Below are 10,823 nucleotides of genomic sequence, written 5' to 3'. Positions count from 1 at the left end.
GACTTCAGTCCGCTCTCAAACGCAGGACAAACAAGATTCGTATCAAGGTTCGTAGTGCAGACTTCAGTCCGCTCTCAAACGCAGGACAAACAAGATTCGTATCAAGGTTCGTAGTGCAGACTTCAGTCCGCTCTCAAACGCAGGACAAACAAGATGTATCAACGTTCGTAGTGCGGACTTCAGTCCGCTCTCAAACGCAGGACAAACAAGATGTATCAACGTTCGTAGTGCAGACTTCAGTCCGCTCTCAAACGCAGGACAAACAAGATTCGTATCAAGGTTCGTAGTGCAGACTTCAGTCCGCTCTCAAACGCAGGACAAACAAGATTCGTATCAAGGTTCGTAGTGCAGACTTCAGTCCGCTCTCAAACGCAGGACAAACAAGATTCGTATCAAGGGCGATCGGACTAATAGCTAGTTTTCAATAAATTTGAAACTTCAATACACATTTAAGAAAGTATGTCAATATCCTGAAGATATATTGTTTGGCGATCGAGAGAGGGCGATCGCCACTCGCGTGAGATTTTAGTAAAAAACCCGGTTTGTCCACTGCAAAATTGATGCGTCCGCCAGCGATGGGTTTCCCACTAAAAGCAAACTCCAAATTTTTTGCTTGAATCCGGCTAAATACCCTGGCTCAATTGTCAATTAATTCCTGGAATTCCTGCTACTAATTAGCAATATTTCTTTACATTAATCTTTCTGGAATGCACAACTTATCGAAAATTGAAATTTTTTAAGATTTAATTAAGCCATCTGCGGTATTTACGGCTGTAGGGTGTCAGCCTGCTGGGCTTTACTTCACACAATCTTCACAAGATTCCACGAATATACTGGTAATTTATAAAGAGTATGTAAAACTTACCCTTTAACTGTAGCCATAGTAGCCATCTTGTAAGCTATGATTGGAGCCAGCGAAAACAACACTTACGTAATCACCGAAGTTTACTAAAAAAAACCTAACTCAGACATCCCAAAAGTTGTCAAAAATGTTGGAAATAGGAGGTTTTAGCCACCCAATCAAAAATCTTTTTTAAGCCAGCTAGGTTGCACTAACAAAAATCAAAATAGGGCATAACCTGGTTAGCGATAGGCAAATAAATTTGACAAAAAAAATCAACAGGGAAATCAGGGAAAGCTATGAAAAAAAGTTTAGGGGTACAGAATTATGTCGATCGCTCCCAAGCCTCATTGCCAACTGTTCTAGCTCTTGAGAAACTCTTGGAGGAAATCAGTCCAGAACCGACATTAGTTGCCAAATTAAATACAGCCTGTGAAATTTGCGAGTTTCAACTCGGAGATGAAATCACCCAATATCAAACACCGGATAATACCAATAATTTACTTGAACAAGCACAGAGCGATCGCAATTTTTATCTCGTTTGCCAGGGAAGAGTCAGGCTGCTAGCGGTAGAAGCCTCTCAACACCAGGAAGTTTCGGCGGTGGTACTGGAACTCGGAGCAGTGTTTGGGACAGACAACGTATTTATTGACAGCGGACTGCCTTACAGGGCAATTGCAGCCGGCACCTGCCAACTCGCTCGCATAAATGCAGCCAAATTGCAGCTTGTTTTAGAGGAATTCCCCCAACTGCAACAGCACTTACAGCAACAATTCCAACAGATCCAGCAGTTAATATTTTTCAAGACGCAAACAGATTTGCGATCGCTCGAACCCAACCAACAACAGCTTCTGTGGCCGCACTTACTTTCTTACGTAGAAGAAAGCCAAATTTCTGCCGGAGTTTCCCTCGCGGAACACTGCCAAAAAACCACCAATCATTTTTGGCTCCGCAGCGGTAAAATTCAAGGTCAAGCACCGCCAACTATCGGCAGTCACTGGGGACATTCAGACTTACCGAGCGACTGGAAAGCGGCAACAGACCTGCTAATTTACCAGCTTAGCTCAAAACAGTGGGAAATCGCCAAAGCCACAATTGCTTCCGACAGCAATGCCCGTCCAAAAATAATCCGCAAACCTCCGAACTTAAGCTTAGTAGCCGCACCAAAAAATGCCTCATTTACCTCAAAAACTGAGCAATCAAAATTAACCGCAGTCGAGTCTCCCAAATCGGCATCCGGAATCATCAGTTTCCCCAAGCCCAAGCGGCGCAGATGGTTGAGTAGCGGACACCCATTTATTCAACAACAGAGTACAGCAGATTGCGGAGCTACCTGCTTAGCCATGATTAGCGAATATTGGGGTAAGAAATTCAGCCTGAATTACTTGCGCGAATTAGCGGAAATCGGCCGCAGTGGCGCCTCCCTAAAAAGTTTGGCAAAAGCAGCGGAAAGGATGGGATTTCAAACCCGTCCCGTGCGAGCTTCTTTAACTCCGCTTCGCAATCAAAATCCCTGGATCGCTCACTGGCAAGGCAATCACTACGTTGCTGTTTACCGCTTTAAAAATCAACAGGTTTTAGTTGCCGATCCGGCGGCGGGTAAGCGGTGGATGAGCCTTAAAACTTTTACCGAAAATTGGACTGGGTATGCCCTGATTTTAGACCCGACAGCGGAACTATACCGCAATCACAGTGCCGAACATAAAGGCATCAAAGTTAAAAATTTTCTGGGCATAATCTGGCCCTACCGCGCTGCGATCGCCCAAATCCTCGTACTTTCCTTGTTGCTCCAACTATTTGGGATAGTGACTCCCCTATTTACCCAGGTAATTCTCGACCAAGTAGTTGTCAGCAAAAGCATCGTCACTCTGCACGTTTTTGCGATAGGGCTGCTGATGTTTAGTGTTTGGCGATCGCTGTTGAGCGCAACGAGACAGTATTTGCTGGATTACTTGTCCAACCGCATTGACCTGACTTTAATTAGCGGATTTATCAGTCATACTCTCAGTTTGCCGATCAAGTTTTTTGAATCTCGTCAGGTGGGCGACATCTTGACTCGGGTTCAGGAAAATCAAAAAATTCAGTCGTTTTTGACTCGCCAAGCTATTACTGCTTGGTTGGATGCTTTGATGGCTGTGGTTTACATCGGACTGATGGTTTACTATAACTGGCGTCTGGCTTTGTTGGTGCTGGCTTTGATTCCGCCGATCGTGATTTTGACTTTAGTCGCAACTCCATTTCTGCGCCAAGTATCGCGGGAGGTTTTTAAGGAAAGTGCCAAACAAAATTCATCTTTGGTGGAAATGATCACTGGGGTGGCGACAATTAAGGCAACTGCTGCTGAGCGAGAAATGCGCTGGCGCTGGGAAGACCAATTAACCTCCATGATTAATGCTAAATTTCGGGGGCAGAAGCTGGCGAATTCTTTGCAGGTAGTTGGGGGTGGGATTAATACTTTGGGTAGCACGGCTTTGCTGTGGTACGGGGCAATGCTGGTGATTCAAGACCAGTTGACGATCGGTCAATTTGTGGCTTTTAATATGATGATCGGGAGTGTGATTTCTCCTGTGCTTTCGGTGGTGGGACTTTGGGACGAGTTTCAAGAAGTGTTGGTGTCGATCGAGCGTTTGGATGACGTATTCTCGGCCCAACCTGAAGAAAGCCCTTACAAACCAATGCTGGTGCTGCCTCGCATTCACGGAACCATCAAATTTGACAATGTTTCTTTCCGCTATGCTCAGGATGAGGAACGCAATACGCTGCAAAATCTTTGCTTTGAGGTGCAAGCTGGAGAAACTGTGGCAATTGTCGGCCGCAGCGGTTCGGGTAAGAGCACTTTGGTGAAGCTGCTGCAAGGTTTCTATTATCCAGAAAAAGGGCGGCTGACTGTTGACGGCCACGATATTCGGCACATTTCTTTGCAGTCGCTGCGAGTGCAGTTGGGTGTTGTCCCTCAAGATTGTTTCTTGTTTTCGGGAACGATTTTGGAAAATATTACGCTGTACAAAAATTTGGAAACCCCCGCTAGTCAAGGGGAGGAAGGAAGATTTGCTGATTCTGCAAGCTTGGAAGAGGCGATCGAAGTTGCGAAACTAGCAGAAGCTCACGCTTTTATTCAAGATATGCCCCTTGGTTATCAAACTCCTGTGGGGGAAAGGGGAACGAGTTTGTCTGGGGGCCAGCGGCAGCGAATTGCGATCGCCCGTGCTTTGTTGGGCGATCCCCGAGTTTTGATTTTGGACGAAGCAACTTCTTCACTGGATACCGAGTCTGAGCGCAGGTTCCAGCAAAATCTGGCTCGCATTAGTCGCGATCGCACTGTGTTTGTGATTGCTCACCGGTTGTCTACAGTACGCAATGCCGATCGCATTTTGGTTCTAGACAAAGGCATTTTAGCCGAACAAGGCAACCACGACCAATTGATGGCCGAACGCGGACTTTACTTTCACCTCGCTCAACAACAGCTCGATCTTTAAAGTCAGTTGACAGTTGTCAGTTGACAGTTGTCAGTTGACAGTTGGCAGTTGGCAGTTGACAGTTGGCAGTTGGCAGTTGGCAGTTGGCAGTTGTCATTAGCAACCAACACAAGACTAATTCCCAATTCCCAATTTCCAATTTCCAATTCCCAATTCCCAATTACCAATTCCCGATTCCCAATTACCAATTACCAATTCCCAATTACCGATTACCAATTTCTAATTACCAATTACCAATTACCACTTACCTATTTGGAGTAAATATCATGGTTTCACAACATGGCACAGAATTAAGCGCCTCTCCTGATGAGATAGCTGAAGTCTATGGGGGCGTAGCTTTAAGGCAAGAAAATGAAGCCAGAAAAAAAGACCGCTCTTTAGAAATTGTCGAATCGAAAAATCGCTCCTCTCAAACTAATGACGGTATCAATATTGGAAAATTCCGGCAGCCTGAGACTGATAATTGGTCTACTTCTTTGCACTCGGTACTCGACCAGCCACCAGTATCTTTTCCCCATCTATTGATCTTAGGAGGAATGGTTTTTTCCGTAGTTTTTGGAGTGTGGGCAACTTTGGGGAAAATCGATCAAGTCGGTCACGCTCAGGGCAAATTAGTTCCCAAAGGCGATATTTACAAAATTCATCCGACTGAGACTGGAAAAATTATTAACCTCGCGATCAAAGAAGGTCAAAAAATCAAAGCTGGACAATTATTGGCGGAATTAGACCCGTCCACTGCTTCGAGCGAGGTGGAACGTCTCGATAAAATGCTGGGCGCTTATGAGATTCAATTGGTGCAGGAGGTTAGTTCGATCGAGAGAACTCGACTGGAATCTCAGGCGAGCCAAGCGATTGCTGCGGCGGACAAGCGGGGGGCCCAAGCTGCGATCGACAGATCTCGCGCCTCCGTGGCTACCACGCAGTCTCAAATCGAGCAATTGCACGCAGATGTAGTGTCTCAGAAAGCGCGGCAGGAACAGCTCAAACCTCTGGAAAAGCAGGCACAAAATCTGTTGTCGCAACTGAAAACCGATATCACCTCTCAAGAGGCCAGGCGCGATCGCGTGAAACCGCTGCAAAATAAGAGTCAAGACTTGCTGGCACAATTGCAAGCAAAAGTGGCTGCTCACAAAGAGCGGATCGGGCGGCTCAAACCTTTGGTAGATGAGGGAGCGCTGTCAAAAGATGTATTGTTTCAAGCTGAGGAAGCTATGCGGGAAAGCGAAAATGCCGTGATTAGAAGCCAGTTGGGGGAGAAAACTCAGGCTGACGATCGAGTATTTGAGGTTGAGCAAACCGTGCGCGACAGACAAAGTGCTGCGATCAGGAGTCAACTGTCTGAGACGACTCAGGTTAAGGAAAAGCTGTTTGAAGTCGAGCAAGGTTTGCGCGATCGCACCAGTTCGATCGGCAAAATGCAAGGCCAATTAACCGAACAACAGGCAGAAGTCGATCGGCTGCAAGCCGAAGCCGCCAGCAAACAAGCAGCAGCCCGGGAAATGCAGTTACAAAAAGAGCAAAAAATTCAGCAGTTGGAAATGGAATTAAATCAAGTCAAATCCAAAATTGCCGAAACCCAAACCCTGCTCGCTCAAGCCAAAAACAAGCTCAAACAAAGATTTCTCTACGCACCAGTCAGCGGAGTGATTTCCGCACTCAACATTCACAACACAGGCGAAGTCGTGCAACCGGGTCAAACTATTGCAGAAATGACCCCAGATCAAGCTCCGCTAGTGCTGGAAGTAAGTTTGCCGAACCGAGAAGCGGGTTTTGTCAAACTCGGAATGCCTGTACAAGTCAAATTCGATGCTTTTCCCTATCAAAATTACGGCGTGATGCCGGGAAAAGTTGTCTCGATTTCGCCGGATGGCAAAACCGACGAGCGATTGGGTGTTGTTTACCGGGTGGAAGTCAGTATCGATCGAGACTCAGTGAAAGCCAACAATCAAACCTGGAAACTCAAAGCGGGCCAGACAGCTACTGCGGAAATTGTCATCCGCCAGCGCAGCATAGCCGACATTTTGCTCGATCCGCTCAAGCAACTACAAAAAGGCGGCATGAGTTTGTAGTCATTGCTCAAAAAAAGGTTTGTAGTGAGGACTTTAGTCCGCATTCATGAAGGACTAAAGTCCTCACTACAAACCGCAGTCAAGAGTCAAATAATTTACGCAAAATAGGATAAAACTATGAATTCCCAATTTCACCATTCTGCAAATCCTTCCCAAGTTGATATCAAACCCGAACAATTGGATGAGATAATATCAGCAATTTTGGCAGGAAAGTATTCTTGGGCTTGTTTTTTACTTTTGCGCTGTACTGGTTACAACCCGCTCGACTATATCCCCTACCGCACTTCCAACCGCTTGCTCAAGGAAAACACCGAAATCTACAAGTCTAGTAAATCGGAAACTAAGTCTGCATTGGGCAAAATTGCCGATTTAGATTATCTGGAGGTGGCTAGGGACAAACGAGTCGGAGTTCGAGGGGGTTATGTAACTCCGGCTTTGAGCGAGTTGTACTCAGATACCGCAGGTTTTGTCGCCCAAGTCGGTGGCGAAGGTTCAAATATCTCGGCGCCGGCGGTTGATGTTCAAAATCAAGGATTTTTTCCGGGCTTGAAGACGCGCTGGTTGAATTTTGCGGGCAAGTAATTTAGTCGAGACAACCCGGTTCAAGGAGTGTTGAGTCGCTACAAGCCGGGTTTTCGGAGTTTTCTGCCAAAATGGCAACACTGTTGTGCGATCGTCCCTGATAATGTGTTTGCGACTCAAAAAAGACCAACTTATCTGCAATTCATGCTGTTGAGCTGGAGCAGGGTTTGTCTGTAAGGGCGATCGTCGATCCAAATACTAAAATCTAATTCCAGTCTCGTTTATCAAGTATAAAATGAGGCTGGTTTCCGTGTCTAAATGCAGACATTGTAGCACGCACTCCTTACTCTCAGAAACAGGGTTTATCAACTTATATCTATACCTAAAAGCCAGTATTCTCGTCGATCGAACCCGGTTGATTCGTCCATGACTCATAGAGATATCTTGTGTAGTCGTGGAGCAAATAATTAACATATATTCATGAAGTTACATTGCGCTTTTAATTTAAAATAAATCTGCCAAATTGGCAACACAGCTCTAATTAGTCCAGATATATTAGGTACATCAAAAGAAAACAAGGTTGCTTCAAACAACCACTCAATTAAAAGGACAAAAACCATGATTATCTCAGACCTGAACCATGTCGAAGTAGTTGCTGAATCCACCAGCGTAGTCGGCGGTTTTGACTTAGGCAATGACTACTCGAACGTGTATTTCAACGAGCGTTTCAGCCTGAATAAATACATCAGCTCGAACGTGTATGTTTACGGTCATGCAGCCACTGCTGAATCTAACGCCTCCGCCTACGGCCCCGGCAGTTTGACTCAGACCTTCAACAACGCAGTCACCACACCTTACAGCTCTTCCTCTAGCGGTACTTCGATCGCAGCTAGTTCTGGTTTCTACTACCGCTGGTAATCACCACACTCAAGCCAGACTCTCGCTCACGTTGGAGTTTAAACTCAATCCATCGCATCGCCGTAGCAGCTTGACCGTCAAACAGTCAGTAAAACCCTCACGGTAACGACAGTTTAAACTCCTCGAACAAATCTTGCAATCTTTACACAAACTACATTGAACCTCGCGGAGAAAAACCATGATTATCTCAGACTTAAACCATGTCGAAGTAGTTGCTGAATCCACCAGCGTAGTCGGCGGTTTTGACTTAGGCAATGACTACTCGAACGTGTATTTCAACGAGCGTTTCAGCCTGAATAAATACATCAGCTCGAACGTGTATGTTTACGGTCATGCAGCCACTGCTGAATCTAACGCCTCCGCCTACGGCCCCGGCAGTTTGACTCAGACCTTCAACAACGCAGTCACCACACCTTACAGCTCTTCCTCTAGCGGTACTTCGATCGCAGCTAGTTCTGGTTTTAGCTTCTGCGGGTGCTAACAATAGCGCAGACAAGCAGTCAAAAACCCAGCTATGTAAAGCAATGCAAGAATTGCTGGATTGAGATCGAGATAAGTCAGCCAGAAATCCTTGCCCAACTTTACATAGCTGTTTTGAACTGTGCCAACATACTTAATGGCGTTGGCTGGCTCGCTTTCTAACATCAGCTAAGCAGCCACTAAAAATTGTTCCGGTGCAAAAAACATGATTATTGATGATTTAGATTATTATGTAGAGGCAGTTTCAGGAGCGAGCAAACTTGTAGGTGCTGGTTATACGCGCGCGACTGGTAGCGCTCAAACTTTTGCTACCTATGGATTTGGCAGTGCTGATGCTAATGCTTTTGCTATTGGCCAAAATACCTCGACTGAGGCTAACGCTTACACAAAGGTCTATGTTAGCCCTTATATGGCTTTTACTGAAGCCTCAGCTACAGCTAACTCTTACGCTCGTACTGACAACAGTTATTCTGTGTCATTGAACGATAGCAGATCTTTGTTCATCTCTAGCGGTCACCCCTAATGATTTGCGATCGCGGTTGGCAGTTGAATCAGAAATGGTAATTGGAAAAAAGGTAATTATCAGGCTGTACTCACCCAATATAAAACTGTTATAGTCCCGGCGAGTGTCAGGTGGGTTTCAAATTTTAAAAGGTGTTTTGATGGTGATTGTGATGGCTAAATCAAATTTAATAAAAATTCTGCGGGACAGCCATACAGGTAAAAGGAGATAAATCGCGATGCCTTCCTTAAATTCATCTGATCCCTTAAATAATATTGTTGGAAACAGCAATAGTTTAAACACCTTGAATTCGCAGGCGAATAACCCTGGTGCGGGCAGCAGCAGCAGTTCCAGCAAGTCTAGTTCCTTTGTAAATAGTAGTGGTGCGGGCAGTACCAGCAACGCGACAGGCACTTCCCCGATGGGAAGCAGTACCAGTAGCGAGACTGCTTATGCTGCGGGGGCTACATCGAGCAGCGGCAGCGCAACAGCGAGTGCTTCTACAGTCGCGCCCCCAACTACTAGCGCCACTGCTTCTGCCCCAGCAGCAGCACCAGCAGCAGCACCAATACCAACACCTGCGCCTGCACCAACACCAACACCTGCGCCTGCGCCCATACCAACACCTGCGCCTGCGCCCACACCAACACCTGCGCCATTAGGAGACAGCAGCGGTGCGAGCAGCACCAGCAGCGCGACAGCAACTTCTCCGACTGGGAGCAGCACCAGCACTCAGACAGCATGGACTCCCGGTGGCACTTCTAGTAGCGCGATCGCGTCAGCTAGCAGTGGTTTAGATACTCCGCCGACTACGATCGCCACTGCTTCGACACCAACACCAGCACCAACACCAGCACCAACACCTGCACCGACACCTGCACCAGCACCAACACCTGCACCGACACCTGCACCAGCACCTGCACCAGCACCAACACCTGCACCAACACCTGCACCGACACCTGCACCGACACCTGCACCAACTCCTGCACCGACACCTGCGGCGGCTACAGACTCTGCACCGGCAATTAATATCACAGCGCCAACACCAACACCTGCGCCAACACCAACACCAACACCTGCGCCAATACCAATACCAATACGGCTAACTCCTGCGCCAACACCAACACCAGCACCAACTCCAACACCCTCAAATAATGACGGTGGGCCACTTGCTGCGGTGACTGACGGAACTTCTAGCAATTCAAGTCCTTCTAATTTGTCTCCTGAAAGTACCGGTGGTGGTGGCGAGAGTACGATAATTGCTGAGCCAACAGATAACGCTACCAGCAATTTGTCGATCGCACTTCCCGATAACAGTACCAACAACAGCAATGCTGATACAGCCCCACCCCCAGAAATTACCCCCTCAGAAAACAATCCTACGGAATTAACTGTCACCTACGACAGCAACGGCGGCGGATATTGGCTGGGTACCGACGACATTGATGTGATTACTTGTGGTAGCGGGTTCGATCTAGTTTTGGCAGGAGATGGCGACGATATTGTCAAAGGTAACAGAGGTAACGATACGATCGACGGAGGCGACGGAAACGACACTTTGCGGGGAGGAAGAGGTCAAGATTTGCTGATTGGCGGTAACGGCGACGATTTTCTGTGTGGCGACTTCGGCATCGATACATTGATTGGAGGTACCGGCGCTGATACGTTTGTATTTAGACCTGAAACAACGAGTTCTGTAGCTAATCTATTTTTAGCGGATACAGTCGTTGATTTCAATGCCGCTGAAGGTGATAAAATTGGGCTGACAGGCGGACTTTCTGCTGCTGACATTGCACTGGTGGCGTTTGATACGGACGGTAACGGTACCGCAGACGCAACTCTGGTCAAGTTTAGTTCAAATAATGGCGATCGAATTTTAGCCGTTGTTTTGGGAACAGTGAACGCAGCGGGTGCAACAACTTTAACCAATACTGATTTTATCAGTTTGCTTGCATAAAGCCTTGTAGCTAGCCGTTAACCGTCAACACGAACTCCCCAGCAGGAAGCATCGGGGG

General features: G+C 46.9%; 9 protein-coding genes. 7 read left to right on the top strand and 2 right to left on the bottom strand.

All coding sequences use genetic code 11. From position 1 onward, the window contains the following. The first annotated feature begins 1,140 nt into the window (after nt 1-1,140). The gene (locus QZW47_RS04690) at nt 1,141-4,317 is read left to right on the top strand and encodes an ABC transporter transmembrane domain-containing protein (protein WP_293124531.1); all 3,177 of its coding nucleotides are present in this window, start codon (nt 1,141-1,143) and stop codon (nt 4,315-4,317) included. A gap of 2 nt (nt 4,318-4,319) precedes the next feature. On the opposite strand, the gene QZW47_RS04685 is transcribed toward QZW47_RS04690, so the two are convergent. Beyond that, entirely contained in the window at nt 4,320-4,505 is a 186-nt protein-coding gene (locus tag QZW47_RS04685) for a hypothetical protein (RefSeq protein ID WP_293124529.1), read from the bottom strand. Between the two features lie 78 nt (nt 4,506-4,583). Between QZW47_RS04685 and QZW47_RS04680 the strand changes: the two genes are divergently transcribed. The 4 genes from QZW47_RS04680 (at nt 4,584) to QZW47_RS04665 (ending at nt 8,307) form a co-directional block, all read left to right on the top strand. Continuing rightward, a complete protein-coding gene (locus QZW47_RS04680) occupies nt 4,584-6,386 on the top strand; it encodes an HlyD family efflux transporter periplasmic adaptor subunit (RefSeq protein ID WP_293124527.1) in 1,803 nt (600 codons plus the stop codon). 117 nt (nt 6,387-6,503) lie between these two features. Beyond that, nucleotides 6,504-6,968 (top strand): HetP family heterocyst commitment protein, encoded by a 465-nt coding sequence (locus QZW47_RS04675; protein ID WP_293124525.1) that lies wholly within the window; start codon nt 6,504-6,506, stop codon nt 6,966-6,968. A gap of 558 nt (nt 6,969-7,526) precedes the next feature. Continuing rightward, complete coding sequence (locus QZW47_RS04670; RefSeq protein WP_293124523.1) at nt 7,527-7,826, top strand: hypothetical protein; 300 nt, start codon at nt 7,527-7,529, stop codon at nt 7,824-7,826. Between the two features lie 178 nt (nt 7,827-8,004). Next, nucleotides 8,005-8,307 (top strand): hypothetical protein, encoded by a 303-nt coding sequence (locus tag QZW47_RS04665; protein ID WP_293124521.1) that lies wholly within the window; start codon nt 8,005-8,007, stop codon nt 8,305-8,307. Here QZW47_RS04665 and QZW47_RS04660 read toward each other — a convergent pair. Then, entirely contained in the window at nt 8,304-8,471 is a 168-nt protein-coding gene (locus QZW47_RS04660; protein WP_293124519.1) for a hypothetical protein, read from the bottom strand. The two genes, QZW47_RS04665 and QZW47_RS04660, sit on opposite strands and share 4 nt — an antisense overlap. 40 nt (nt 8,472-8,511) lie before the next feature. On the opposite strand from QZW47_RS04660, the gene QZW47_RS04655 reads away from it, so the two are divergent. Together QZW47_RS04655 and QZW47_RS04650 are read left to right on the top strand one after the other, a co-directional pair. After that, the gene (locus QZW47_RS04655) at nt 8,512-8,829 is read left to right on the top strand and encodes a hypothetical protein (RefSeq protein ID WP_293124517.1); all 318 of its coding nucleotides are present in this window, start codon (nt 8,512-8,514) and stop codon (nt 8,827-8,829) included. 217 nt (nt 8,830-9,046) lie between these two features. Then, on the top strand, nt 9,047-10,765 hold the full coding sequence (locus QZW47_RS04650) for a calcium-binding protein (RefSeq protein ID WP_293124515.1): 1,719 nt from the start codon (nt 9,047-9,049) through the stop codon (nt 10,763-10,765). Nucleotides 10,766-10,823: the final 58 nt, after the last annotated feature.

Source organism: Microcoleus sp. bin38.metabat.b11b12b14.051 (genome assembly GCF_013299165.1).
GTDB lineage: Bacteria > Cyanobacteriota > Cyanobacteriia > Cyanobacteriales > Microcoleaceae > Microcoleus.
The sequence above is the reverse complement of the archived record's forward strand: the minus strand, read 5'-3'. Positions and strand labels throughout refer to the sequence as shown.

Excerpts from the sequence above, each read along its gene's own strand:
- QZW47_RS04690 (WP_293124531.1), top strand. The coding sequence starts at position 1,141 with ATGAAAAAAAGTTTAGGGGTACAGAATTATGTCGATCGCTCCCAAGCC.
- QZW47_RS04680 (WP_293124527.1), top strand. The coding sequence starts at position 4,584 with ATGGTTTCACAACATGGCACAGAATTAAGCGCCTCTCCTGATGAGATA.
- QZW47_RS04675 (WP_293124525.1), top strand. The coding sequence starts at position 6,504 with ATGAATTCCCAATTTCACCATTCTGCAAATCCTTCCCAAGTTGATATC.
- QZW47_RS04670 (WP_293124523.1), top strand. The coding sequence starts at position 7,527 with ATGATTATCTCAGACCTGAACCATGTCGAAGTAGTTGCTGAATCCACC.
- QZW47_RS04665 (WP_293124521.1), top strand. The coding sequence starts at position 8,005 with ATGATTATCTCAGACTTAAACCATGTCGAAGTAGTTGCTGAATCCACC.
- QZW47_RS04660 (WP_293124519.1), bottom strand. The coding sequence starts at position 8,471 with ATGTTAGAAAGCGAGCCAGCCAACGCCATTAAGTATGTTGGCACAGTT.
- QZW47_RS04655 (WP_293124517.1), top strand. The coding sequence starts at position 8,512 with ATGATTATTGATGATTTAGATTATTATGTAGAGGCAGTTTCAGGAGCG.
- QZW47_RS04650 (WP_293124515.1), top strand. The coding sequence starts at position 9,047 with ATGCCTTCCTTAAATTCATCTGATCCCTTAAATAATATTGTTGGAAAC.